Here is a 25262-nt window from a genome sequence, read left to right as displayed (position 1 = left end):
CAGGAGACCCGATGGCCGACTCAACAAGCGCCGGTGCCCGCTCGGCGCTGTTCAACCAGTCCATCGAGAAGGCGTTCGTGGTGCTGGGGCTGTTCGATGCCCACCACAGCGAACTCAGCCTGTCGGAGATCGCTCGGCTCACCGACATGAGCATGGGCTCGGTGCAGCGGATCACCCATACCCTGGAGCAGCTCGGCTATCTGGTGCGCGTGGCGCAGAGCCGCAAGTACCGGATCGGCATCGGGGTGCTCGGCGTGGGCGCGCACTATCTCGAGGCCAATCTGCTGATCGATTGCGCCAACCCGTATCTGTCGGATCTCAGCAATCGCTGCCTGGAAACGGTCTCGCTGACCGAGCCCTGCGGGCTCGATATGGTCTATGTGGCGCGCTTTACCAGCCGCCACTACATCCCGATCCATATGCCGATCGGCAGCCGTGTGCCGATGTTCTGCACCGCCTCCGGGCGCGCCTATCTCTCGGCGCTCGATGACGCCACCCTGCGCGATCATCTCGAACGCAGCGAGCGCATCGCCCATACCGCCAACACCGTGACCGAGATCGAGGCACTGATGGAGATCGTGCAGCAGTGCCGCCAGCGCGGTCTGGCCTGGAACAACTCTGAGTACTTCCGCGGCGACATCAATATCGCCGCCCCCGTGATCAACGCCTCGGGCCGTCCGGTGGCGGCAGTCCACGTCACCGCCCCTGCCAGCCGCTGGCAGCTGGAGAACGCCATCGACACCCTCGGGCCACCGCTGCTGGAGTGTGCGCGGGCCATCACCCAGGCGGCGCGCACCCGACGCTAGGCGCCCCCCGCCGAGTCTTCCAGCGGTGGCAGCCGCCGTCGCAGATTGAGTGTCACCAGCGAGACACCGACGATCACCACCAGCGCGCCGATCACCTGATTGAGGGTAATCGGCGCGCCGAGCATCAGATAGCCGAGCCCCATGGTCACCACCGGCAGCAGGTTGAGCGAGGTCGCGGTGTGGCTGGGACCGACCAGCAGCAGCGCCCGGTTATAGCAGATCAACGCGACCAGCGAGGGGCCGAGCCCCAGATAGAGAATGGCGGCAAGCGCGTGACCGTCGAGCTGCCAGGCCTCGGCGAAGAAGACATTCTCTACCACCACCAAAGGCGTGAGAAACAGCACCGCGATGCCGGTCATCGGCACCAGCGAGGCGTAGAACGGCACCCGGCTCAGCCAGTGGCGCGCCGCCACCGAATAGACCACCCAGGCCAGCACCGCCGCTGCCACCAGCGCATCGCCGGTCTGCAACCGCGCTAGCGTGCGCACTATAGCCCCGTCCGAAACCACCCAGGCCGCACCGGCGGCGGAGAGCAGAATACCCAGCCAGCGTATGCGCCCCAGACGCTCGCGGAAGAACAGCGCCATCAGCATGGCGGTGGCCGCCGGGGTAAGACTCTCCAGCACCGCCACCGTGGTCGCATCGCTGACCCGCAGCGCCGAGTAGAGCAGCGCGGAAAACAGCGCCATGCCGTTGATCGACATGATCGCCAGCGCCTTGATCTCGCGCCCCAGCACCTGGCGCTGACGCCAGGCGGCAGCGCCGAAGATCAGCGTCACCGCCAGGAACACCACCAGCATGCGCGACCACGCCAGGGTCAGCGGCGGCAGACTGGCGGTGGCGAACTTGCCGACCACCAGATTGCCGGAGAAGAGCAGCACGACGACCGCGAGATAGAACACGGCGATAAAAGGCACACGGCACCTGTCGATGACGATGAGAGTGAGGCGGACAGCCGCCGACGCCGGAGCACGATAGCAACGCCAACGCGCCGATGACATGCGCCTTCGGTACAACATGACGGCGCTCGCCCGGGGGCACTCGTACCACGCCACGACAGGCCGGAGATGTCGGCTACACTTCAATCGACAGCGCTAAACCACGTGCTTTCTCAAAGGGCTCGGCTCGCAGCGCCTCACTGGCCACCGCAAAAGGACCTTGCCATGACTGCCACTGCCGAATCGACCCGCGTCCGCGTGGTTCGTCGCGGAATCAATCCGCTGCACGGGCTGCTGCTGGCGGGCACCTTCCCGCTCTATCTGACCGCCGCGTTGAGCGACTACGCCTACGCCACCAGCTATCACATTCAGTGGTCGACCTTTGCCTCCTGGGCGATCGCCGGCGGCCTGGTGTTCAACGGCCTCGCCTGGTTGTTCGCGCTGGGCGGCATCGTGATGGCCAGCGGCCAGCGCGGCCGCGCCGGGCTGGAGTGCCTGCTGCTGCTGGTCACCTTCGTGCTCGGCTTCATCAATGCCCTGGTCCACGCCCGCGATGCCTGGGCGATGATGCCCACCGGCTTCGTACTCTCGATCGTGATTGCCCTGCTCGCCCTGGTGGCGGCCCTGATCGGGCTTTCGCGCAACCGCGCTATCGCACAAGAGATGACGGGAGGCCGCGCCTGATGAACACTCGCCCGCGTCCACCGCCCCGCTCGTGTGTCTGCCCCGCCTGACCCTGCTGCCACTGCTGCTGGTCGCCACTGGCGCCCTGGCCGCCGATGCCCAGTATGGCGCCGACCCTCAGCTACCCGAGCCGCAGCGCGGCCTGCTGCCCAATATGGGTGTGCCCGAGCAGACACCCTGGAACGAGCGCAAGCCAGAGGTACCCGAGGGCTACACCATTACCACCATCGCCACCGATCTACAGGTGCCGCGCCAGACCCTGGTGCTGCCCAACGGCGATATTCTGGTCGCCGAAGGCAAGGGCGGCGGCAACGCGCCCAAGGTCCGGCCCAAGGACTTCATTGCCGGGCTGATCCAGTCCCAGGGCACCACCGCGGTCAAGAGCGGTGATCGTCTCACCCTGCTGCGCGCGACGCCGATGGCGATGGCACCTACGAGCAGCAGACGGTGTTCGCCGACGGCCTCAACGCGCCCTACGGCCTGGCGCTGGTGGGCAACGACCTTTACGTCGCCAATCAGGACGCGCTGGTGCGCTTCGACTATCAGCCGGGCCAGACCGCCGCCCGCGGCGCCCCCGAGACGCTGACCCCGCTGCCGGCAGAGATCAACCATCACTGGACCAAGGCGCTGACCGCGAGCCCCGATGGCCAGTACCTCTACGTGGGGATCGGCTCCAACAGCAATATCACCGAGCGCGGCATGGCGGCTGAGGTCGACCGCGCCGAGATCTGGCAGATCGACACCGAGACCGGCGCCCACCGCACCTATGCCAGCGGCCTGCGCAACCCCACCGCACTGACCTTCCAGCCCGGCACCAATACGCTGTGGACGGTGGTCAACGAACGTGACGAACTGGGGCCCGATCTGGTGCCGGACTACCTCACCAGCGTGCAGGAAGGGGGCTTCTACGGCTGGCCCTACAGCTACTGGGGCCAGCACGTCGACCCGCGGGTGCGCCCGCAGGATCCGGCCAAGGTCGAGTCCGCCATCGCCCCCGACTACAGCCTCGGCTCCCACCGCGCGCCGCTCGGCGTCGCCTTCTCCAACCCCGCGGGGTGGCGAGTTCAGCGACGGCGTTTTCGTCAGCGAGCACGGCAGTTGGAACCGCGCCGATCCAGTCGGCTACAAGGTCGTATTCATTCCGTTCGAGAATGGCAAGCCCGCCGGTGATCCGGTCGACTTCGTCTCCGGCTTCCTGGCCAGCGACGACACCACCCGCGGCCGCCCGGTGGGAGTCAGCGTGGCGCCCGACGGCGCGGTGATCATCGCCGACGACCTCACCAACGCGATCTGGCGGGTCACCCCCGATGCCGGAGTCAACGCGGGCAGCACTATCGGCAACCGTGATGGTATGGGTAACGATGGAGGCGCCGCAGCCACCGGCGAGACGCCACCGGCGTCCGAGGCTGCACCCACCAACGGTGACAGCGACACTCGCGATACCTGACAGCGCCAGACAGGACTGAACGCGTGCCCCGGTGGAGAGATCCACCGGGGCACTTGCGTGATGAGAGATAGCCCCACGCCTGCATGGCTCGGAAGGCCCCGCTCCCAGGCACTATCAGTCGAACATGTCGGGGCTGCGAGCCACCAGTTGCTCCCAGATCGGCTGGAAGTGCAGCCAGCCGATATAGTCACTACCCACGTGCTCGCGGCTGTAGCGCGCGCGCTCCGGCGTCACGAGGATAGGTTTGATGTCGGTGGCTTCGATCATCAACTGCTGCTGACAGCAACGCTCCAAGGCCAGAAACCAGAAAGCCGCCGACTCGATGCTATGGCGACTCGCCGTCAGCAGACCGTGGTTCTGGTGAATCGCCGCCTTGACGTCCTTGAAGGCTGCCGCCACGTTGGAGCCAGCGTGGTTTTCCACCGCCACAGCGCCAGCCTCGTCTCCGATCAAGACATGGTCTTCGAAGAACGCGCAGGCATCTTGGGTGATCGGTTCGAGCGGCCGGCCGAGCGCTGCGAAAGCGGTGCCGTAGATGGTGTGCGCATGACACATGGCAACGATATCTGGATGCGCCTCATGCACATTGGCATGCAGCACGAAGCCAGCACGGTTGACCGCATAGTCGCCCTCGACCACGCGACCTGCGTGATCCACCAGAATCAGATTCGACAGCTTGACCTGTGAGAAATGCACCGCCATAGGATTGGTCCAGTAAAGCTCCGGGTGCTCGGGGTCCCTGACTGTCAGATGGCCGGCGAAGCCGTAGTCGAGCCCATGCAGATCGAAAGCCCGACAGGCGCCCACCAGGCGCTCTTTCAAGTACCGGCGCTCGTCTGCCACGCTATCGAACCGAGGGATCTCGGGGAATATCAGCCCCTCCTGCTCCGGCTGATAAATAGATGTACGATTTTTCAACTCGATCATATCGATGACTCCTGCCCATGGAAAAGTCGACTCACCCGCAACGAGTGGGTAGGACCAAAGTAATCCGACAGTGCTCATCGAAAAATAGGCTTCGCGCGATAACACTCATCACGCCAGCCTATCGTCACGCATTTATTTGCAAACCAGACAAAAAATCTGCTATGCGGCATACCGCATAGCAGACTATTTCTTGCCCTCAACCGAAGACCGATAGCAGTCCCGGAAAGAAGATGAACAACACCAATAATATCGTGTAGAGAAGCAGGTAGGGAACGATACTTCGGCAAACCTCTTCGAAGCGCCTATCGGTCAAATTGGTGGCGATGAACAAGTTGAGACCGACGGGCGGTGTTATCTGACCCACAGCGATGGCAATAACGATAAAAACACCGAAGAATATCGGATCGATATCCAACGCCTGAACTACCGGCATCAGTGTCGGAGTAATCAGAATCACCGCCGCCACGTTGTCCAAGAAGGTACCTAGCACCAGCAACATAGCCAAAATCATCAGCAGAATGATCACCGGGCTCCCGGAGACCCCAATGAGATAGGCAGCCAATCGCATGGGCACGTTCTCGGCGGTGAGGATATAGGTAAAGACATTGGAGGCTCCGATCAGGAAGAGAATCGCCACTGTGACCTCGACGGTCTTCTTTGCTCACCTGGAAGACGCTTTTCAAGGTCAGGTTGCGATACCAGAAAAAGCCGGCAAGCAAGCCATAGGCACACGCCACGGCAGCGGACTCGGTAGGCGTGAAGGCGCCGGAGTAGATGCCACCCAAAATGATCAATGGCATGGCCAGAGCGACCAGACTGTCACGCGCGATGGCGATGGCATCCTTGCGCGGCACCGGCGCACCGCCCTGATAGCCCTTGCGATAGGCGGTATAATAGTTGACTCCCATGAGTCCCGCCGAAATGATGATCGCCGGGAGAATACCGCTCAGGAACAGATCACCGATCGAGACGCTGGCGACGACGCCATACAGCACCATGGTGATACTGGGTGGTACCACCAACCCAAGAATTCCCGACGAAGCGACGACGGCCGCGGAATCCGCCTGATCGTAACCCCGCTTGGACATCTCCGGGATCATCACTGAGCCGATTGCCGCCGTGGTGGCGTTGGCCGACCCCGAGATGGCTCCGAAAATTGCCGATGACCCGGTAGCGACCAGCGATAGCCCACCTCGATAGCGGCCCAGGAAAATCGACGCCAGCGCCACAAGCCGCGCAGAAATCTTCACCTCCGACATGAGATAGCCCGCGAACAGAAACAGTGGTATCGCCATCAGGGCAAAGACATCCAGCCCCGAATACATCCGCTGCACCACACCAGCAGCATCGGCGTGTCGGTGAAAAGCATCAGCGACAGCGCGGACGCCGCCGCCAGTGAGAAGGCGATCGGCACGCCGAGAAAGATCAGAACGAAGAAGAGCGCAAATAGTGTTATGACCATGGGATCACCCCTGCGTCCGCTGAGCGCCACGCTGCGCCAGCAGACCCACTATATAGAGGATCATCAGCGCGCCGCTGATGGGAAAGGCAAGCACCAGCGCACCTCGCGACAGCTGTAGCGCTGGGGTCTTCATCATCATCGTACGCTGTGCCAGGTCGTAACCCTCCTTGATGAAGAGCACGGCGATGAACAGCAGCACAGCGTAATAAACGATTGAAGAAAGCCGCTTGAGCGATCTTGGAAAGCGTTCGTGGAAATAGTCGATAGCCATGTGCGAGCGATTACCGATCGCCACGGCGCTGCCGATCATGACGATATAGAGCAATAGTGTACGTGCGGCCTCTTCCGATCCCACTAGCGGGCTGTTAAGCACGTAGCGGTAGAATACCTGAAGGCAGACCAGCAGCGTCATGAGCAGAAACAGTATGGCCATGGCGCCATTGATCCAGCTCGTTACTACCGACATGAACCTGGAGATCATGTTGCATCCATCCCAGTCGGGGGGGAGGCCGAAGCCTCCCGCGGTTCGTTCAGGGCGTGCTCTGGATACGGTCGATAAGGCTATCGCCGAAGACCTGACGGTACTTGTCGATGACCGGACGCGTCGCTTCGACAAAGGGCTCCTTGTCGACATCGTTGATCTCCATACCCATTGCCGCAATCTCGCGCCACTGCTCATCCTCCTGGGCCAGCACCAATTGGGTGTGCTTGGCAGCCATTTCACGGCCAGTATCCAGCAGTACCTGCTGATATTCGGCCGGCATACTCTCGAACAGAATTCGATTGATCAGCACCGGTGAAGAGAGATAGATATGTCCGGTTCGCGAGACATAGTCCTGAACCTCGTAGAACTTCTGGGTCAAGATGTGCGCCGGAGGATTCTCCTGACCATCCACAACGCCCAATTGCAGTGCCGAATAGAGCTCGCTGAAGGGAATCGGTGTAGGATTGGCTCCCAAGGCCTTGAAGGTCTCGACGAATACGGGGCCCTCTGGAACGCGGATCTTCATTCCCTTCAGATCGTCGGGTCGGGTAATCGGTTGTTTGTCGTTGGTGACATGGCGAAAGCCATTCTCCCACCAGCCAATGACAACGGCGCCTTGTGCCTTCACTCTCTCTGCAAGTTCTTCGCCGATCTCGCCATCAAGTACATGACGGACATGTTCGCTGTCACGAAAGAGAAACGGCAGGTTGATGACACCGACTTCCGGGACCATATTCGACAGTACGGCATCGGAAGTCAGCACCATATCGTTGGTGCCGATCATCGTGCCCTCGACGAGTTCCGTTTGTTTTCCCAGCGAGTCAGAGGGATATGTAGTGATCTTGACATGGCCATTGGTACGTTCACTGACCAGATCCGCATATTGCGTCGAAATCGTCTCGAAGTGATGATTGGGGGCACCGGTGTGGCCCAGCTTGAGGTTGTAGTCCTGAGCGTGAGCGGTACCGAGAGTGAGTGCAAATGTGATCCCCAGAAGCCCACCCATATAGGAGATTTTTTTGTACATGCTGTGCGTCCTTCTATTCTAGTTATATCGAATTTTTCGCTAGCGTGGTTACATCATGGAGATGACGGAGCGCGCAAATACAGGATCATCGACTGATCTCGAAGCGATTAAAAAATCATTCGATCGAGAAAATTCGTAATAAACGCCATTCTCATCGGTCCTCCAAGCTGTCTTTACACAATGTATCGAAAGACGTCTGGCAGAACCAATGCCTGAACGGGATAAGTTTTATCACCATTCACGATGAATCCCGTGCCTCCCACGGGGGAGCACGGAAGGTCTCGACCAAATAGTCGACGAATCCTCTTATGCGCGGCAGCAGCTCACGTTCCGGTAGAAAGACAGCATGAAAAGCCGTTTCGTCCCTGGCCTGATAGTCGCTCAGCAGTGGCACGAGAATGCCCTTGTCGATGGCCGGCAACGCCAGGTGATTGCCCAGACGCATGATCCCCACCCCGGCGACGCAGAGCTCGAACAGCGTCTGACCGCTGGTACTGCGAAAGTTGCCCCGTACCGGAAAGTGGATACGCTGACCGGCGACAGTGAATGGCCAACGATTGAGGTGCGACTGGGAGCCTTCCCACATCAGACAGTTGTGATCATCGAGAGCCTCCGGCGTGCGTGGCTCACCGCGGCTCGCAAGATAAGCGGGTGCAGCGACGACGATACGCTGCAGATCGCACAGCTTGCGGCTCTTCAGGGACGAATCCGTCAACTTGCCCATGCGAATCGCCACATCGACATTGTCCTCGATCAAATTGGCCAGCGAGTCGGTCAGCGCCAGGTGCAAATTGAGCCGAGGATTCTCGGCCAGATAATGCGGTAACCGCGGTACGATCTGGTCCAACCCGAACGCCAGTGGCGCGCTCACACGCAGATCGCCACTCGTATCCTCCTTGGCCGATGTGATCGCAGCCTCGGCATTCTCGATGTCGTCGAGAATGCGTGTGCACGCGGCCAGAAACTGTTCGCCCTCTTCTGTCAGCCGCTGCCCACGGGTGGAACGATGCAGCAGATGTACTCCCAGTCTGCGCTCCATATTGGTGATCGTCTGGCTAATGAAGGGCTGGCTCGAGCCCAGAGCATGCGCCGCAGCGGTAAAGCCGCCCGTTTCCACCACGAGCTTGAAGACTCGCATCTCTATCAGTTTGTTATCTCGCATAGCGTATCAACCCGGCTGCGCCAAAAGCGCCTGTGTCGAATCAGGATGAGCGGCCTCCCCAAGCCTGCAAAGGCCACCTCGGTCTACTAGACGCTAACCCGGTTATGCGCTAAGCGCGCGCCTGGCACGAGGCATCTCACGCATCGGCACGACCCAACTTGGCAGCCTGCGGCCCAACACCGACCTCGCCAACGTCCATCAAAAGCGAGTCTATCGCTACGCTACGATTACAAATTCCTAATTAAAGTTTACCTTTAGTAACGCCGATAGTCCCGACGGCAGCCAGCGAACGCTGGAACAGAGACACCGTCGGGGTAGCTACGCAGGGACGCAAGATCCTGCGGTATCGACCAGCAAGACGGCTCGCGCCACACCGTCGCACATGGCCGATCACCCAGAGATCCTCGAGATGAAAACCTTCAAGACCGTCAAGCGATTCAATACCGCCACCCGCGTCAAGACCGTTACCGGTATCGCGGGCCTTGCGCTCGTCGCCTCACTGCTCAGCGGCTGCGCAGGCACCCGTGGTCCGGGCTTGGGCACCACGCTGGACGCCACCACCACCGCCTACGCGCTGGATCACGGCTACGACGAGGCCAACCCGCTGCTGTCGCCGATCGGTGACCCGTACCTCACCGCCCTGGCCTCCATCGGCCTCAAGCAAGGAGTGAAGTACGCGCTGCACGAGTATGGCGGCGTCAATGAAGCCTGCGCCCACTACGGCGTCGAAACCGCCGGCATGACCGCGGGTGGCTGGAACCTGGCCATCGTCGCCGGTGCCGCTACCGGCCCCGGCCTGATCATCGGCGCACTGTTCGGGGTCGGCTACTGGCTGTGGGTGGATGGCGAGCAAGCCTGTCGGTAATACCCGCCCAGGCTCATGGCCAGGCAACGGCGAGGCGAGCCCGGGCGTCTCATGGCGCCAGCTCACCAGCCTCGCCCGAGGTGTGCCCTCGGGCGATATCGCGATGACTGAGCACCACCACGTCCCGGGGCCACCACTCGGGATGCTCGTCGCGAATGAACGCCAGCAGCTTCTCGCGGATGCTGACCTCGGCGGTCCATCCGGACAGCGGATCGACCGTCATCAGGTAGCAGGTCACGGTCTGTGCCGGGCCGGTCTGATCGGTCACACAGCACAGCAGCTTGTGATGTTCGATCACGTTGTCCTCGGCCTTGGCGAAGGCGAGAAATTTCTCGCGCAGGATCGCGATGTCGGCGCTCAGATGCAGCGTCAGCGCAATGCTGCGGTACTCCTTGGTACTCTTGGAAGAGAGATTCTCGAACGCCTTCGAGGCGAAGTAGGTGACCGGCACGATCAGGCGCCGCTCGTTCCATAGCCGCAGCCTGATATGCGTGTAGAAGATCCCCTCGACATAGGCCCACTGCCCTTCGAACATCACCAGGTCGCCGACCCGTATCGGCTTGGCCAGCGAGAGCTGAAACGATGACAGGATATTGCCGAGCACCGCCTGCCCCGCCACGCCCACCAGCACCGCCAGCACGCTCGCCGAGGCCAGAATCGACAGCCCCAGGGTTTCGAAGAGCTGTACCTGCCCCAGTACATAGATCGTCACCGCCGTCACCAGAATGAGAATGATGATGCGACGTACCGCGTAGAGCGTGGTCAGCAGCTTGCGATCGTCCCTGGGCTTGGAATCATCGATCTGCCCGGCGAGACGCCGCGTCATCTTCAGCATCATGGTATCGACCAGGCGCAGCCCGACGGCCCCGATCCCCCAGGCCAGGATGGCGATCAGCACCACCCGCAGGGTGATCGTCGCCACCGCCGAGAAGGAGACGACGTAATCGAGCAGCGCCTGGGTCAGCAAGGACATCACGATCAGCGCCACCGGGCCGCGAATCTGCTTGGCGAAGATGCTCGGCGAACCGGAGGGCAGCCAGCGCGTCATCACCTCGATCAGGCGATAGACACCCTTGCCGATCAGCGCGACCGCCAGCAGCACCAGCGGGATCGCGATCCACTCCCAGATTCGCAGCGGCCCGAACGAAGTCTTGAAGCGCTCGGGAATGTGGCGCTCGAACGCTGCCGGGCCATATTCGCGATAGAGCGCGGGGATCGCCGCCACGCTCTCTGGCGTGATCAGCCAGACCGGATCCGCGTTGCCGACGCGATAGCGCCCCAGCCGGATGTCGTAGGTGTCACCATCGGCCTCGAGCGAGGCCAGTTCGATATCGCGACGTGACTCGCCGGCGTGGGGGCTCTTGCCCGTCGGGTCCTCGATGGCGGCATCCTGACGCCCGGAGAGACCGGAAGACGGATCGACTTGCCGCGCTGGAAGATGGCGGCGAGCTGTCGCGCCAGCTCGGCACCCTGCTTGCGCTGCGCCGCCGGAGAGAGATCGGCAAGGTTGAGGATATGCGCCGCTGCTGCGAACTCGTTGTGTGCCGCCAGATCGCGGAAGGTGCGCATCGCCTCCCGCGGGGTTCTCGACTTGACCGCGTCCGGCGCCGGCCCCAGACCGCTATTCAGCGCATCGGCCGCGTACCACTCCTGGGCGCTGCCGGCGTCCGGCGTCTGTGCCAGGCACAGCGCGGAGACCAGCCATATCGCTGCTGCCAGCCACCAGCGCGGCCATGAACTCGTTCGTGTCATCCCTGAGTCTCGCTTGCGTGAATCGTGCGCCGAATCATCCGGCCTTCCCTGGGGCGCGTCCATCACGTGGATCAATCCCACCTGCGGAGCAGTGTCATCCCTGCCCGCCGCGACAGCCGGGACGACGTCAAGGGATCAGAACTTGGCGGCTTCCGGAGACGCCACCGCCGGGCGGTGCTCGCTCTCCAGCGACTTCACCATCGACTCCAGGTGGCTGGCGTTGATATCCGCGGGCGCTTGCGCACCGATCAGCGTCATGGTCACGCGCAGGTCGGCCGCGATCAGCTCCAGCAGATGCGAGACGCCGCGCTCGCCGGCCGCCGCCAGCGCGTACGCATAGGCCCGGCCGAGCAGCACGCCCTTCGCTCCCAGCGCCAGCATCCTGACCACGTCCAGCCCGGAGCGCACGCCGGAGTCCGCCAGCACCGTCAGTTCGTCACCCACGGCTTCGGCAATATGCGGCAACGCCCGCGCCGTGGGGATGGCGCCATCGAGCTGCCGGCCGCCATGGTTGGAGACGATGATGCCGTCAGCCCCCATGCGCACGGCATCACGGGCATCCTCCTTGTCCAGCAGGCCCTTGATGATCAGGTTGCCCTTCCAGCTCTCGCGGATCCATTCCAGCTCGCTCCAGCTGATGGAGGGATCGAAGTTCTTGGCCAGAAATCCCATGTAGTCGTCCATGTTCATCTGGCGGCCGGTATACGCTTCGATATTGCCGAACGATAGCGGCTTGCCCTTGAGCGCGACATCGAACGCCCACCAGGGGTGGGTCAGCGCCTGAGTGACCTGGCGCAGCTTGGCATGCGGGCCGGACATACCGGAGTGGCGGTCGCGGTAGCGCGAGCCCGGCAGCGGCATGTCGACGGTGAAGACCAGGGTCTTCATGCCCGCCGCCCAGGCGCGCTCCAGCGCGTTCTGCATGAAGCCGCGATCCTTGAGCACATAGAGCTGTGACCACAGCTCACCGCTGGCCCCCGCCGCCACCTCTTCGATGGAGCAGACCGATACCGTCGACAGCGTATAAGGGATGCCGGCTTTCTCGGCGGCCCTGGCAGCCTGCACCTCGCCGCGGCGCGCATACATGCCGGTCGCCCCGACCGGCGCCAGCGCCACCGGCAGTTTCCAGCGGCTGCCCAGCACCTCGGTATCGAGCCGGGGATCACCGCCCCCTTGCAGCACCCGCTGGCGCAGCGGAATGCCCTGCAGGGCCTCGACGTTGCCGCGCATCGTGCTTTCGGTCACCGCCCCGCCATCGAGATAATCGAACAGAAAACGAGGAATACGCCGCTTGGCGGCTCGGCGGTAGTCGGTAGGGCCAGAGATGATCATGGGTTCGCCTTGACGCTCGGTACGGAAGCCGTGGAAAGAAAAACTCGCCGCACACGGCGAGGGAAGAGAAAAGCTGCGGCTAGCGTACCAAGTCCCCTCGCAGAAAAGCGGTCTCGGGAATCAGGACTTTAGTCGCAGATCCCGCGCCCTGGCACGTCTATCCTCTCATCCTGCCGGACCGAAGGTCTCGAAGTCGATCTGATTCGCCGCGACACCACGCGACTCCAGCCCGGCGCTGATGGCGGCGAGAAACCCGGCGGGTCCGCAGAGCGGATAACTCGTGCCCACCCCAGCACTGACCGGCACCAGCGGGCCGCCCCGCTACCGGTCAATCTGGTCCACGTCGAGGGCCGCCGGGCGGCGGCCAAGGTGCGCGCTTTCATCGACTTCGCGGTGCCAAGGCTACGGGCGCTGGGGGTCTTGCGGAGCGAAGGCGACGCCGAACGAGGCGAGTAGAGCGGCTAGCGGGCAGGCCATGTCACCGGCCCAGACCGCTCATCAACACATACTTCACGTCGACGTACTCCTCGATGCCGTAGTAGCTGCCCTCGCGACCGTAGCCGGACTGCTTGATACCGCCGAACGGCACCGACGCCGTTCCCACCGAACCGCTGTTGAGAATGACCATGCCCGCCTCCAGCGCTCGGGACAGGCGCAAAGACCGGCCCAGGTCGCGAGTGTAGGCGTAGGCGACCAGGCCATACTCGGTGGCGTTGGCGCGTGCGATGACTTCATCCTCGGTATCGAAACGATAGACGGCGAACACCGGGCCGAAGATCTCGGTCCGCGCCATCTCGGCATCGTCATCGAGCCCAGAGACGATGGTCGGCTCGTAGAACAACCCACCCGCCGCATGCGCCTGGCCACCGAGCACGATACGAGCGCCATGCGCGCGAGCTTCGTCCACCAGCGACGCCACCTTGTCGAAACCAGCCCGATTGATCATCGGCCCGACGACGAAGTCGTCACGCATGCCATCGCCGACTTCGACTCGCGAGACGCGTTCGGCCAGCGCCTCGATGAATCGGTCGTGAATCGCGTCGTGTACATAGAAGCGATTGGGCGAGATACAGACCTGGCCAGAGTTGCGCAGCTTGGCACCCACCGCGCCCTCCAAGGCGGCCTCGAGGTCGGCATCATCGAAGACGATGAACGGCGCGTTGCCCCCCAGCTCCAACGTCATGCGGGTCAGCGTCTGCCCGCTGGCACTGGCGAGCAGGCGCCCCACCGCGGTCGATCCGGTGAACGAGAGCTTGCGGATACGGGTATCACTGGTGAAACGCGCGCCGATTGCTTTCGGGTCCCCGGTGACCATCTCGAACACGCCCTCCGGAATACCGACTTCCCGCGCGGCTTCCAGCAGCTTGTAGGCGGTCAGCGGGGTTTCCTCGGCGGGTTTGATGATCATCGTGCAGCCCGCCGCCAGGGCGGTAGCGATCTTGCGCGTGATCATCATGAACGGGAAGTTCCACGGCGTGATGGCCGCCGTCGGGCCGACCGGTTCCTTGACGACCGTGATGGCCGAATCCGCGGCATGGCTGGGGATGGTATCGCCGTAGACGCGCTTGGCCTCTTCCGCGTACCACTCGATGAAACCGAGACCGTAGTCGACCTCGGCGTACGCCTCGGAGAGGCACTTGCCGTTCTCCTTGACGATGAGTTCGGCAAAAGCCGCCTTGTCGTCGCGGATGCGCTCGAACCAGCGCCGCAGCAGATCGCTGCGCGCCTTCGCCAGCTGGCGTGACCAGGCGGGAAAGGCGGCGCAGGTTCGGTCGATCGCAGCGTTCACTTCACTCACGGACATGGCCGGCGCCTGGCCGACTGTTTGACCATTGGCGGGATTCAGGACGTCGATCACAGCAGCACTCCTCACAAGTCATTCGAGAACAAGACAGCACTCGTAAAACGACTTGCATGATAGAAATGCCGCCACTGACCGACGATGGCTCCCGCTCTCACATCATTGCCTAAAGCTCTTTCCAGCCCGCTCGATCCGACCAAAACATGCCAGACTCTAGCGGCCGCCACATCGAGCAGCGCATCGTCACCATCCGTCGACAAAGGCTGCCATCATGCCCTCAGCAAACCAGCGGTATCGCCCCGAGCCGGACGCCCAGCAGCAGGCGATCGTCGCCCTGCTGGAAAAGCTCGCGCCTGAGGAAGGGTACAACCTGACCACTCTGCCGGACGTAAGGTTCCTGCGCTCGAACCGGCCGCTCACATCCACGCCGGTGCTCTACGATCCCGGCATCGTGATCGTCTGCCAGGGCCGCAAGCGGGGCTTCTTCGGTGGGCAAGTCTATCGCTACGACGCCCAGCACTACCTGGCCGTCTCCGTGCCGGTCCCCTTCACTATGGAAACCGACGCCAGCGAGCGAGAGCCGCTGCTGGCGATCTACATGCACCTGGACTTCGAGCTCGCCGCGGAGGTGATGCTGCAGATCGAGACCATCGGCGATCTGCCCCCAGCCACCCCACGCGGCATGATCTCGACGCCCATGGACGACCGTCTGCAAGCGTCGGTGCTGCGTTTCCTGGATGCCATGAGCCGTCCGCTCGACGCCGCGGTACTCGGCCCGGCACTGGTGCGCGAGATCTATTTTCACGTGCTGACCGGAGCTCAAGGCCCCTCGATGCGGGCGGCGCTGGCGATGCAGGGCCAGTTCGGCAAGGTGGCGCGGGCGCTGCACTGCATTCACGCCGCTTACCAGGACGACCTCGATGTCGACCAGCTATCGCGGCGCGCCGGCATGAGCATCGCGACCTTCCATGCGCACTTCAAGGCCGTGACCGGCACCTCGCCGATGCAGTACCTGAAATCCACGCGCCTGCATCAGGCCCGCCTGCTGATGGTGAGAAACGGCATGACCGCCGCCGCCGCGAGCGCCCGGGTCGGCTACGAAAGCCCTTCGCAATTCAGTCGCGAGTTCAAGCGCCTGTTCGGCCGTACGCCGATCGCGGAAGTCAGGCGGATGAAGGCGGCGTTCGCGATCCCGCCGGCGCAGGCTGCGGCCACTTTTGTCTCTTCACACTAAATTACCTCTTCACAATGAAGACCCCAGCGCCCCATGAGACAACCGCGAATCCATCACTTCAGACTGTCTTCGGCACGCTCTTCGGCGCTTATCTCGGCGCAGACCACTACCCGATTCCTGCCTTCGCGCTTGCCCGCGTAGAGCGCCCGATCCGCGCGCGCGATCACGTTCTGCAGCGAGATTTCATCGCCACGGGAGACCGCGATACCGATGGTGATACTCAACTGCAGCTCACGCATCGCTTCCTCGAGGGGCAACGCGGCCACCTTTCTTCGCAAGCGCTCGGCGACGATCATGGCCTCCTCGGCGTCGGTATCGGGCAACGCCACCACGAACTCCTCACCCCCGAAGCGGCCGATCACATCGGTGGGGCGCAGCGCCTGCGTGCAAATCTCGGCAATCTGGGTCAGCACCCAGTCGCCCTGGCTATGGCCCCAGGTATCGTTGATACGCTTGAAGTGATCCACGTCGATCATGAACAGGCTCAATGGCGTCTGGTCCTCGCGAGAGACCTGCAGCAGCGCATCGGCCAGCTTCATGAAATGACGCCGGCTGTTCAGGCCCGTCAGCGAATCCCGTTCGGCGACCCGACGCAGCTGTTCTTCCAGCAGCTCGCGGTGAGCGATCTCCTTGAGCAGTTGGCGGTTCTGATCACGCTCATCGTGCAGCAGCGCGAACTGTCTGCGCTGTAACTTCTCTAGCCTCAGCAAGGCACAGAAGCCTACGCCGTTGGCCATGATCAGCAGCAAGGCCATGCGCAGGAGTGCCCCAGAGGACGCCTCGGCGAACAGCGCAGCGGCAATGAGAAATCCGAGACTCAAATAGAGACTGGCGAACGCGACTACCGTCAGCAGATTGGGGATCAGCAGATAGAAGCCGATGATCGCCACGATCACCGCCATGACCTGGGTGGATAGACTGTCCGGGCGCAAGGGAACGATCAGGATGATCCCTGTTGCAAGCACCCAGAGCGGCATGGCGTGCAGCCACACCCCATGGGAGACATCCCCTCGGAGCAGCATGAGCAAGGCCAGGAAAAGACAGAGGCCGACCACCACGATGCGCATGGCGACCAACAGATAGTACGCTCGAGTCAGCCCGAGTATCTGATAATCGGCAATCGCGAACATGCCGAATATCAGCGTAGCAATGGCTAATGAAACAGGCGTTTCGAGGCGCATCCGAGATTGCATCGACTGCCGATACACCGACTCTCTATCGATATCGCAGAACTGCCCCGTCAGCCAATGCAGGCCGTACTTATTATTTATTGACGACAAATGCCTACCACCCCCTGCTCAAGGTGCCGTGCAACCCCCACAATGGGCCGGAAGCCCCCTCGGCACTGCCTCGTCAGCGCATGTAGCCGATGCTATCGCCATTTCATTATGTAGTGAACTGTTATTGTTTGTACGCCAGAGAGGCGATATTCAGATTTCCAACGCCCGCCGCCCGGCCCGGCGGCAGCGCTCGGAGCAGTAGACGACGTTGTCCCAGTCGCGCGCCCACTTCCTGCGCCAGGTGAAGGGGCGCTGGCACACCGGGCAGGTCTTGGTCGGCAGGTGAGGCTTGCGGTGGGCCATCGCGGTGGCTCCGTCTGCGGCCACCAAGACGGCCTGAATAAGATTCAGCGGTGACGAGGCGGCTGGGCGGGTCTGATTCCGGCGGGCGCAATGCCCCACTCTCGTCCATGCTGAGCATAGCAAGCCATAGCCGACGCCGATCAGCCTATCGGCAACATATCGGCAACCATGCCGATAACCCTATCGATCACCATGCCGATCATCACGCCAGGGAGCCGACCATGACCACCCAGCCCGACGCCACCCGCAGGACGCTCTACGCCGAGGCCCAGCAGCGCGGCATCGAGGGGCGCTCGACGATGACCAAGGCACAACTGGCGCAGGCGCTGGCGCGGCATGGCGACGCTGCCGCAGAAGCGCCCCAGGTCGCCACCCGCTATGCCACCTTCAAGCGCCTGGCAGAAGCGGTCGCCGCAGGCGAGTTCGTACTGCGCCCGCGCGCGCTCAGCGGCCACGAGCGGCGCCGCCACGTGCGCCAGACGCTGCGCGAGGACCACCAGACGCGTATCGCCGACGGCTCCGAAGAGGCCAGTGCCAAGTTCGACAAGCTCGCCGATTCGTTCTTCTCGTTCTTCCGCGGCACCGCCCTGCTGTTCTATCGCGACATGGCCGGCGACGACGCCTGGATGCCCACGGTGCTCGCCCTGGGGGACGTTCACCCCAGCAATTTCGGTGTCATGCCCAATGCCGATAACGTGCCGATCTTCTCGGTCAACGATTTCGACGAGGCCTACTACGCCCCCTTCACCTGGGATCTCAAGCGCGGCGCGGTGGGCTTTCTGATCGCCGCCGAGGTCGAGGGCGATCTCAAGCGCAAGCAGGCGCTCAAGGTCGTGCGCCACTTCGTCGAAGGCTATATCGACGCGATGCAGCGGCTGGCGCGGGAGGGCACCGAGCAGGACGAGGAGATGCGCCACGACAACGCACCCAAGCTGATCAAGAAGCTGTTCGAGGATGCCGACGAGCCCCGCGACGAGTGGCTGGTGGACGACTATCTCGACGAGGGCCGCCGCGGCTTCCGCCCGACCCAGAAGCTGGTGCCGATCTCCTCGCGGCGCGACGAGTTCCAGACGATCATGGATCGCCTGATCGCCGAGAACGACATCGAGATACCGGCCCGTGCCCGCGCGCAGGAGGGTAACGGCGTGCGGGTCAAGGACGTGGCGATCCGGCTCGGCCAGGGCACCGCCTCGCTCGGGCTGAACCGCTACTATGTGCTGCTCGAAGGCCCCGGCGGCGAGGGCAAGGACGATCTGATCGTCGAACTCAAGCAGGCCCGGCGCTCCGCCCTCTCCGGGCTGGTGCCGCCCTCTGCCTACACCCTGGACAGCCGCGCCGAGCGCGTCAGCCACGCCCAGGCGGTGCACCTGGTGCGCGGAGACATCTTCTACGGCCACGTCGAATTCGAAGGCCACAGCTATCTCTCCCGCGAGCGCGCCCCCTTCCGCGACGACATCGATCTCGATGACCTCTCCAAGAGCGAGTGGAAGACCTACGCCCATCTCTGCGGTGGGGTACTGGCCGGCGTACATGCCCTCTCCGACGACTCCGGCCGGATCGACTACGACATCGAACCTGCGATCGTGAAGGCGGTAACACCGGCTAAGCTATTTATCTGTGACATGGTGGAGTTCGCTGCCGAAGCCGCCGACCGCCTGCGCCACGATCACGAGCTATTCCGCGAGGACCACACCCATGGCGCCTTCGAGCATCTCGACTGGGTGCACCGGTGAGTGGATGAACGGATGCATCGGCACCGCTTCGGTCGAAAGACAAATCAGGAGGCAGACAATGGATCAGGTCACTGGCGGCTGTCTGTGCGGCAAAATCCGCGTCACGGCACATGGCGAGCCGCTTCGAGTCGGCATCTGCCACTGCATGGACTGCCGCAAGCATCACGGCGCACTCTTCTATGCCGCCGCCGACTACCCCACGGAGGCGGTCACTATCGAAGGCGAGCCACATGAGTACCAGGGACGCCATTTCTGCCCGGTCTGTGGTTCGTCGGTCTTTGCGGTGAGCGACGGCGAAATCGAGCTGCATCTGGGCGCGCTCGACAACCCCGACCAATTCACGCCGACGTATGAGCTATGGACGATTCGACGCGAAAGCTGGCTACCGCCCTTTCCGCCCCTGGAGCGATTCGAGCGGGATCGCAAGGAGTAGTTAGCTGCCCCTCGATGCGGGGCCGTCGCCGCGTTGGAACTCGTTTCAACCGAACGACCGGCTCTCCTCCGCATCGTGCGCCTCCCGCACGGCAGGTCGCGCACCGATCCGCTCACGGTAGCCATTCAGCGCCAGCCAGTGTGCAAGCTCGATCTCGAAGAAACGGCACCAACCGAGCAGCGTATAGAGATAGGCATCCGCGACGCCGAAGCGCTCCCCCATCAAGTAATCCTGCCTTGCCAGCACGCCCTCGAGGTAGTCGAAACGCTTGTGGATCTTGGCGCGGAAGCGCTCGCCGGCCGCCGCAGGCAGTGACACGTCGAACAGCGGTGCCAGACCGGCATGAATTTCGCTGTTGAGAAACGCCAGCCACTCCAGCAGCCGGTAGCGTTCCCCACTCCCCATGCGTGGCGCGAGCTCCGCCCGGGGATGAAGGTCGGCGAGATACAGCAGAATCGCCGGGCCTTCCGTCAATATCGTGCCGTCGTCGAGTTCCAGCGCTGCGACATACCCTTTGGGGTTGATGTCCATGAAATCACGACCGTCTTCCGTCGTTTTTTTGCGGTTATCGACGCGCACCAGCTCGAATGACAGGCCCAGCTCACGCAGAACGATATGCGGCGAGAGGGAGCAGGTTTCAGGGGCGTAATAGAGCTTCATCGAAAGATCTCCCAAGGTAGCGACATGCCGTCAATGGCATCGAGCCACCCAGGGTGCGCCCTGCCCTGGAAACCGTAAAATTGATATCCGATCATGTAGCCATTAGCTAAGCTACTACCATGATGAATCTGTCCCATTGGCGTTTGATCGTTGCCGTGGCGGACACCGGCACGGTGTCGCAAGGTGCCGCGCGCGTCGGCATGACTCAGTCCGCCGCCAGCCAGGCGATCGCCCAGATGGAGAAAACGCTGGGGGCGCCACTCTTCACGCGCCTGCGCCGCGAGGTCATCCTGACTGCCTTTGGCGAGTCGATCGTCGAGCACGCGCGGACCATGCTCACCAGTCTGAACGCCATTCGTGTGCTCGCCGATGAACGCCAGGGTATTGGTAGCGGCCGACTGCGGCTGGGCAGCTTCCCCTCGATCATCTCGCGTTGGCTTCCCTCCCTGCTATCGACCTTCCGCCAGCGCCACCCGGGGATCGAGATCGTGCTGCTGGAAGGCAGCGACGAGGAAGTCGAAACCTGGTTGGCCGAGCGCACCATCGATCTTGGCGTGATATTGAACCCCACACCGGATCGTCACCCATTGATACTCGGCCGCGATGCCTGGGTCGCCTTGCTACCCCATTCACATCCGCTTGCCCGGCGTGCCAGTGCGCAGGGCGTCGAGCTGGATGAACTCGTCACACAGCCCTATATCCATGCCAGCGGTGGTTGCCGCGTCAACGGTCAGCGTCTGGCCGAAGCCAGAGGCCTGACGTTCAGGGATGTTCGCGTGAGCGTACGAGACTGGGCCAGCGCTTGCGCCCTGGTACGTGAAAACATGGGCATCGCCATCGTGCCTGAATCGGTGCTGCCGGAAGACAGGAAGGGCCTGCGCATACAGCCTTTGCAGCCCAGGATGGAGCGCCGTTTCGGGCTGGTCGCGGCCGCCCCGGTGGAAAATGCCCCTGTGTTGAACACGTTCTGGCAGCACGTCGAAAACGCGAAGCACAAGAAGTAAGCAATAGCGCGTGAGCCATCAAAAGACTTGGCACCAGCGCTAAGTCTCGACTAACCAACTTGCGAAGGCGTCAGCCTGGGCCTCCCCTTCGCGCACCGCATAGACCACCAGGCGCAGATGGCGGCCCTCGTCGACGATCAGGCTGGTGTGCTCGAAGTCGATCTTGCCGAGATCGGGTAGGTCCAGAGTGCGCACGCCCTGGCACGGGGCGTCCACCTCGTGCCGGCGCCACCACTGGCGAAACTCGAATGAGTGCGCGTTGAGTTCGCTGACCAGTTGGCCGATGGCGGGGTCGTCGCCCGCCCGCGCATGATCGCGGCGAAAACTGGAGAGTATGCGCGGCGCCTGGGTCGGCCAGTCGGCAATCACCCGGCGCAGGGCATCGTCGGTGAACAGCATCCACAGCAGATTGCGGTACTCGGCCGGCTGACGCTCGAAGCCGAAAACCCGCGCTGCCGCCGCGTTCCAGGCGAGCACGTCCCAGCGCAGATTCATCACGTAGCTAGGCCGCGTGGTGAGATCCCGCATCAGTCTGGTGACCAGAGACGGTACCTGGCACCAGGTCCGCCCCGGTTCGACCGGCGGGCGCTGATGCGCGAGCAGAAACAGATGGCGCCGCTCCGCCGCATCCAGTTGCAGCGCCCGCGCCAGATTGTCGAGAAAGGTCGCCGATACCCCGATCTCGCGCCCCTGCTCCAGCCAGGTGTACCAGGTCACGCCAACGCCCGAGAGCGCCGCGACCTCTTCACGCCGCAAGCCCTTGGTGCGCCGGCGCGTCCCTGCGGGCAAGCCCACTGTCTCGGGGGCGATGCGCTCGCGCCGGGTACGCAGGAACTCGGCGAGCTCCTGCCGCGTGCGCGCCAGCGTGCGGGTCTGCGCCATACCTCATCCCTCTCGGTGATCGGCGCGCCGCGGCGCCATTGCCTTTAGTAATAGCATAAATGCTTAAATTGTAACCCCTTAAATGGCGCCTCACACTCCGCGAACCCTCTGTACACCCACTGAGCGTTCCAGGAGACAACACATGGCAACCCCCTCCCACAGCACCACCTATCTGGTGGCCATCGGCGCTTTCGCCCTGGGCATGGCATCCTATGTCACCGCCGGGCTGATCCCGCTGATCCAGACCGACTTCGCGGTCTCGGTATCGGTCGCCGCGCAACTGGTCACCGCCTTCACCCTGGCCTATGGGCTGGGTTCCCCACTGTGTGTCGCGCTGCTGCCCGCGAGGCACCAGCGTGGCGGGCTGTTCGTGATGCTGGGCCTGTTCGTGATCGCCAACGCCGCCAGCGCACTGGCCACGAGTCTCACCCTGTTGATGCTCTGGCGGGTCGTGGCAGGCCTCGCGGCGGGCACTTATCTGGCCATCGGCATTGCCGCGGCGGTAGGTGTGGCCCCGGCAGATGCCCGCGGCAAGACCATTTCGATCATCATGGGCGGCATGGCGAGCGGCACCGTGCTGGGCGTGCCGCTGGGCCTGGCGCTGGCCGAGCGCTGGGGCTGGCAGGCGGCACTGTGGACGATCGCCTTGATCGGCCTGGTGGCGCTGGTCGGCCTCGTACTGCGGCTCCCCAAACTGCCCGAGGCTCGGGCCGTGCCACTGCGTCGGAAACTCTCCATCCTGAACGACCGGCAGGTGCTCGGCCTGCTCGGCATCTCCCTGCTCGCCGCTATCGCCAGTCTGGGGCTTTACACTTATATCGCACCGCTGATCGGCGCCCATGGTGAGCACTCGGTGGCGATCTATCTGTGGGTGTGGGGTGTCGGCGGCGTGCTCGGCAGCTTTGTGATCGGCACGCTGGTCGACCGCTTTTCCGGCCCACGGCTCACCGCTGCAATCATGCTGCTGCTGAGTCTGGCGCTGATCGCGCTGCCACTCTTGCTCGCCGTCTCCCCCTGGCTGGCGCTGCTCCCCATCGCGCTGTGGGGTGCCGTCGGCTGGGCGCTGCAGGTGCCGCAGAACAGCGAGCTGATGAAAGCCCGTGAGCCCCAGGGCGATGGCAATCTGGCCGTGGCCTTGAACGAGTCCGCGCTCTATCTCGGCAGCGCGCTCGGCGCCTCGATCGGCGGATTCGCCCTGGCCCTGCACATGCCCGTCGACGCGCTCTCCTTTGCCGCCGGTCTGGTTGCCCTACTGGGTCTGGGGATCAGCCTGTGGCTGCGGCGGCGGGCCCCAGCGCAAGACGCAGAGTGCCCAGAGGCTCGCTAGGCGGTCGCAGATGAGTGCGGTGGCGACAGGCGACAGCAGGCCATGGAGGCCAGGCCATCAGGGGAATCACCCCAGCAGCAGATCGCCCTCGATGGGAATGAACTCGCTCGACGCGTTGATGAGCGAGTGCGCGGTGAGCTTGGGTACGCCGTAGACCTCGACCCGCTTGCCGTGGACCTCGCGAATCTTGCGCGCCAGCAGGTCGAAGTCGCCGTCGCCGGAGACCAGTACCACCACGTCCGCCAGCGCCGCGTACTCGATGGCATCGAGGGTGATGCCCACATCCCAGTCGCCCTTGGCGGAGCCATCCGCGCGCTGGATGAACGGCTTCAGCTTCACCTCGAAGCCAATCGTGCGCAGCGTGTTCTGAAAGCCGCGCTGTTTGGGATCACCGCGGTCGGTGGCGTAGCAGCGCGCGGTCAGCACCTCGCGGCCCGCCGTCACCCGCGCCCAGAAGCGGCGATAGTCGAACTGCTTGGCGTAGGCGTCACGTGTGGTGTAGTAGACGTTCTGGGTGTCGACGAATCGCGACCGTGGTCATGGGGCGGCATTTCCAGAGGTGGCCGAGCGCCGGCGCCTTTTCGTACACACTCTAGCGAACCAAAACGCGTCGGCGAGCCGTTTCCGGCCCGCCGACATAGAACTCGCTACGGCCGAACCTAGCGAGCGAGTTCCTCGCGCACGATCGCCGCACCAGCGCTCAAAGCCTTCAGCTTGCCCTGCGCGACCTGGCGAGACAAGGGCGTCATGCCGCAGTTGGTGCAGGGGTAGAGCTTGTCGGCATCGACGAACTTGAGCGCCTTGCGCAGGGTCGCGGCGACCTCTTCCGGCGTTTCGATGGTGTTGGTGGCCACGTCGATCGCCCCGACCATCACCTTCTTGCCGCGGATCAGTTCGATCAGCTCCATCGGCACATGGGAGTTCTGGCACTCCAGCGAGACGATATCGATGTTCGACGCCTGCAGCTTGGGGAAAATCTCTTCGTACTGGCGCCACTCCGACCCCAGGGTCTTCTTCCAATCGGTGTTGGCCTTGATGCCGTAGCCGTAGCAGATATGCACGCCGGTCTCGCACTCGACCCCTTCGATGGCTTTCTCCAGGGCGGCGATGCCCCAGTCGTTCACCTCGTCGAAGAAGACGTTGAAGGCGGGCTCATCGAACTGAATAATGTCCACGCCGGCGGCGGCCAGGTCACGGGCTTCCTGGTTGAGGATCTTGGCGAACTCCCAGGCCAGCTTTTCACGGCTCTTGGCCGTCATAGAGCGTGTCGACCATGGTCATCGGGCCCGGTAGCGCCCACTTGATCGGCTGGTCGGTCTGCTGGCGCAGGAATTTGGCATCCTCGACGAAGACCGGCTTCTCCCGCGCCACGGGGCCGACCACCGAGGGCACGCTGGCGTCGTAACGGTCGCGGATCTTGACGATCTCGCGCTGCTCGAAATCGACACCGCTCAAGTGCTCGATGAAGGTGGTGACGAAGTGCTGGCGAGTCTGCTCGCCGTCACTGACGATATCGATACCCGCCCGCTGCTGATCGTGCAGCGAGACCCGCAGTGCATCCCGCTTGCCCTCGGCCAGCTCCTCGTCCTGCAGTTTCCAGGGAGACCAGAGCGTCTCGGGCTGGGCCAGCCAGGCGGGCTTGGGCAGGCTGCCGGCGGTCGACGTGGGCAACAGAGTCTTCATGCAAAAGTGACCTTCATAACGGGTTGATCAAAGGAT

21 protein-coding genes and 5 pseudogenes are annotated in these 25262 nt (G+C 63.2%); 9 read left to right on the top strand and 17 right to left on the bottom strand.

Annotated elements, in window-relative coordinates:
* The first annotated feature begins 11 nt into the window (after positions 1-11).
* On the top strand, positions 12-806 hold the full coding sequence (locus CN538_RS11850) for an IclR family transcriptional regulator (RefSeq protein ID WP_106419556.1): 795 nt from the start codon (positions 12-14) through the stop codon (positions 804-806).
* Here the strand turns inward: CN538_RS11850 and CN538_RS11845 are convergent.
* Positions 803-1723: a DMT family transporter gene (locus CN538_RS11845; RefSeq protein ID WP_164999589.1), complete on the bottom strand. Its 921-nt coding sequence runs from the start codon at positions 1721-1723 to the stop codon at positions 803-805. The two genes, CN538_RS11850 and CN538_RS11845, sit on opposite strands and share 4 nt — an antisense overlap.
* Positions 1724-1969: 246 nt before the next feature.
* Here CN538_RS11845 and CN538_RS11840 point away from each other — a divergent pair, with 246 nt between their 5' ends.
* The gene (locus tag CN538_RS11840; protein ID WP_106419554.1) at positions 1970-2428 is read left to right on the top strand and encodes a DUF2231 domain-containing protein; all 459 of its coding nucleotides are present in this window, start codon (positions 1970-1972) and stop codon (positions 2426-2428) included.
* 31 nt (positions 2429-2459) lie between these two features.
* Positions 2460-3875 (top strand): annotated as a pseudogene (locus CN538_RS26325) (PQQ-dependent sugar dehydrogenase).
* Between the two features lie 114 nt (positions 3876-3989).
* Here CN538_RS26325 and CN538_RS11830 read toward each other — a convergent pair.
* The 7 genes and pseudogenes from CN538_RS11830 to CN538_RS11805 form a co-directional block, all read right to left on the bottom strand.
* Positions 3990-4907: a class II aldolase/adducin family protein gene (locus tag CN538_RS11830; RefSeq protein ID WP_207233478.1), complete on the bottom strand. Its 918-nt coding sequence runs from the start codon at positions 4905-4907 to the stop codon at positions 3990-3992.
* Between the two features lie 91 nt (positions 4908-4998).
* Positions 4999-5439, bottom strand: a complete 441-nt coding sequence (locus CN538_RS26320) for a TRAP transporter large permease subunit (protein ID WP_106419552.1) — start codon at positions 5437-5439, stop codon at positions 4999-5001.
* A gap of 85 nt (positions 5440-5524) precedes the next feature.
* A pseudogene (locus tag CN538_RS26315) lies at positions 5525-6097 on the bottom strand (TRAP transporter large permease); the annotation flags it as partial.
* Positions 6097-6294: a hypothetical protein gene (locus tag CN538_RS20410; RefSeq protein ID WP_164999449.1), complete on the bottom strand. Its 198-nt coding sequence runs from the start codon at positions 6292-6294 to the stop codon at positions 6097-6099. The gene CN538_RS20410 and the pseudogene CN538_RS26315, both read right to left, overlap by 1 nt.
* A complete protein-coding gene (locus CN538_RS11815; protein ID WP_164999588.1) occupies positions 6269-6745 on the bottom strand; it encodes a TRAP transporter small permease in 477 nt (158 codons plus the stop codon). The genes CN538_RS20410 and CN538_RS11815 overlap by 26 nt, the downstream gene beginning before the upstream one ends.
* Positions 6746-6794: 49 nt before the next feature.
* The gene (locus tag CN538_RS11810; protein ID WP_106419550.1) at positions 6795-7775 is read right to left on the bottom strand and encodes a TRAP transporter substrate-binding protein; all 981 of its coding nucleotides are present in this window, start codon (positions 7773-7775) and stop codon (positions 6795-6797) included.
* Positions 7776-8013: 238 nt separating this feature from the next.
* The gene (locus tag CN538_RS11805) at positions 8014-8913 is read right to left on the bottom strand and encodes a LysR family transcriptional regulator (RefSeq protein WP_242495786.1); all 900 of its coding nucleotides are present in this window, start codon (positions 8911-8913) and stop codon (positions 8014-8016) included.
* A gap of 433 nt (positions 8914-9346) precedes the next feature.
* Between CN538_RS11805 and CN538_RS11800 the strand changes: the two genes are divergently transcribed.
* Entirely contained in the window at positions 9347-9802 is a 456-nt protein-coding gene (locus tag CN538_RS11800; protein WP_129591353.1) for a hypothetical protein, read from the top strand.
* Positions 9803-9851: 49 nt separating this feature from the next.
* On the opposite strand, the pseudogene CN538_RS11795 reads toward CN538_RS11800, so the two are convergent.
* The 3 genes and pseudogenes from CN538_RS11795 to CN538_RS11785 all read right to left on the bottom strand — a co-directional run bounded on the left by CN538_RS11795 (position 9852) and on the right by CN538_RS11785 (position 14744).
* Positions 9852-11554: pseudogene (locus CN538_RS11795) on the bottom strand (mechanosensitive ion channel family protein).
* 135 nt (positions 11555-11689) lie between these two features.
* Positions 11690-12886, bottom strand: a complete 1197-nt coding sequence (gene lldD, locus CN538_RS11790) for an FMN-dependent L-lactate dehydrogenase LldD (RefSeq protein ID WP_106419547.1) — start codon at positions 12884-12886, stop codon at positions 11690-11692.
* 478 nt (positions 12887-13364) lie between these two features.
* The gene (locus CN538_RS11785; RefSeq protein ID WP_106419546.1) at positions 13365-14744 is read right to left on the bottom strand and encodes an NAD-dependent succinate-semialdehyde dehydrogenase; all 1380 of its coding nucleotides are present in this window, start codon (positions 14742-14744) and stop codon (positions 13365-13367) included.
* Between the two features lie 214 nt (positions 14745-14958).
* Here CN538_RS11785 and CN538_RS11780 point away from each other — a divergent pair, with 214 nt between their 5' ends.
* Entirely contained in the window at positions 14959-15921 is a 963-nt protein-coding gene (locus tag CN538_RS11780; RefSeq protein ID WP_106419545.1) for an AraC family transcriptional regulator, read from the top strand.
* 53 nt (positions 15922-15974) lie between these two features.
* On the opposite strand, the gene CN538_RS11775 is transcribed toward CN538_RS11780, so the two are convergent.
* On the bottom strand, positions 15975-17102 hold the full coding sequence (locus CN538_RS11775) for a GGDEF domain-containing protein (protein ID WP_242495030.1): 1128 nt from the start codon (positions 17100-17102) through the stop codon (positions 15975-15977).
* Between the two features lie 249 nt (positions 17103-17351).
* Positions 17352-17528 (bottom strand): DUF2256 domain-containing protein, encoded by a 177-nt coding sequence (locus CN538_RS11770; protein ID WP_340638101.1) that lies wholly within the window; start codon positions 17526-17528, stop codon positions 17352-17354.
* Between the two features lie 197 nt (positions 17529-17725).
* On the opposite strand from CN538_RS11770, the gene CN538_RS11765 reads away from it, so the two are divergent.
* Together CN538_RS11765 and CN538_RS11760 are read left to right on the top strand one after the other, a co-directional pair.
* Positions 17726-19237: a DUF2252 domain-containing protein gene (locus CN538_RS11765; protein WP_106419543.1), complete on the top strand. Its 1512-nt coding sequence runs from the start codon at positions 17726-17728 to the stop codon at positions 19235-19237.
* Between the two features lie 58 nt (positions 19238-19295).
* Positions 19296-19670, top strand: a complete 375-nt coding sequence (locus tag CN538_RS11760; RefSeq protein ID WP_106419542.1) for a GFA family protein — start codon at positions 19296-19298, stop codon at positions 19668-19670.
* Between the two features lie 45 nt (positions 19671-19715).
* Here the strand turns inward: CN538_RS11760 and gstA are convergent, their stop codons facing one another.
* Entirely contained in the window at positions 19716-20330 is a 615-nt protein-coding gene (gstA, locus tag CN538_RS11755) for a glutathione transferase GstA (RefSeq protein WP_106419541.1), read from the bottom strand.
* Positions 20331-20449: 119 nt separating this feature from the next.
* Here gstA and CN538_RS11750 point away from each other — a divergent pair, with 119 nt between their 5' ends.
* Positions 20450-21334: a LysR family transcriptional regulator gene (locus CN538_RS11750; RefSeq protein WP_106419540.1), complete on the top strand. Its 885-nt coding sequence runs from the start codon at positions 20450-20452 to the stop codon at positions 21332-21334.
* 39 nt (positions 21335-21373) lie between these two features.
* Here the strand turns inward: CN538_RS11750 and CN538_RS11745 are convergent, their stop codons facing one another.
* The gene (locus CN538_RS11745) at positions 21374-22216 is read right to left on the bottom strand and encodes a helix-turn-helix transcriptional regulator (protein WP_106419539.1); all 843 of its coding nucleotides are present in this window, start codon (positions 22214-22216) and stop codon (positions 21374-21376) included.
* Between the two features lie 142 nt (positions 22217-22358).
* On the opposite strand from CN538_RS11745, the gene CN538_RS11740 reads away from it, so the two are divergent.
* A complete protein-coding gene (locus tag CN538_RS11740; protein WP_106419538.1) occupies positions 22359-23543 on the top strand; it encodes an MFS transporter in 1185 nt (394 codons plus the stop codon).
* A gap of 66 nt (positions 23544-23609) precedes the next feature.
* Here CN538_RS11740 and CN538_RS11735 read toward each other — a convergent pair.
* Positions 23610-24068, bottom strand: a pseudogene (locus tag CN538_RS11735) (NYN domain-containing protein); the annotation flags it as partial.
* A gap of 134 nt (positions 24069-24202) precedes the next feature.
* Positions 24203-25226, bottom strand: a pseudogene (locus CN538_RS11730) (methionine synthase).
* Positions 25227-25262 lie beyond the last annotated feature (36 nt).

Origin of the sequence: Salinicola tamaricis (assembly GCF_003006155.1) — a bacterium.
In the GTDB taxonomy this organism is placed as follows: domain Bacteria; phylum Pseudomonadota; class Gammaproteobacteria; order Pseudomonadales; family Halomonadaceae; genus Salinicola; species Salinicola tamaricis.
Note: the sequence above shows the minus strand (reverse complement) of the source record. Positions and strands in the feature narration are given on the sequence as shown.